This is a genomic window from Methylibium sp. T29-B, from assembly GCF_000576225.1.
Taxonomy (GTDB): Bacteria; Pseudomonadota; Gammaproteobacteria; order Burkholderiales; family Burkholderiaceae_C; genus Methylibium; species Methylibium petroleiphilum.
Genome location: NZ_AZSN01000406.1, coordinates 1 through 516, shown reverse-complemented (window position 1 = coordinate 516; position 516 = coordinate 1). Strand labels below are relative to the sequence as shown.

The window sequence follows — 516 nt, the reverse complement described above, 5'->3', positions numbered from 1 at the left end:
CCGGCCGCTGCGAGCGGCGCGGGCGGCGACCCGGCCCGGGCGCAGATCGCCGCGATGGTCGATCAACTCGCCGAGCGGCTGAAGTCCCGCCCCGACGACGCCGAGGGCTGGCAGATGCTGTCGCGCTCCTACGCGGCGCTGGGCCGGCATGCGGAAGCCGTCGAGGCCTACCGCAAGGCCGTCGCGCTGAATCCTCGCGACCCCTCGTTGCTGGTGGACCTCGGCGCCTCGCTGGTCGCGCTGGACCGCGATGCGATGCACGGCGAGCCGACTCGGCTGGTCGAACGCGCGCTCGCGCTCGACCCGGCGCACCCGAAGGCGCTCGCCTTCGCCGGCCTGATCGCCTTCGACCGCAAGGACTACCCGACGGCGGTGAAGCACTGGGAGGCACTGGCGCGCGTGGAGCCGCCCGACAGCCCGTTCGCCCAGCAGATCCGCGCCAGCGTGGCGCAGGCGCGCCAGCTCGCCGGGCTGCCGCCGTCCGCCGAGTCCGCGCCCGCCGCGACGCCAGCCGCG

1 protein-coding gene is annotated in these 516 nt (G+C 76.2%); it reads left to right on the top strand.

What is annotated here, in order from left to right:
* Positions 1-516: tetratricopeptide repeat protein (locus Y694_RS22210; RefSeq protein ID WP_036236927.1), on the top strand; the 516-nt coding region annotated here is incomplete at both ends.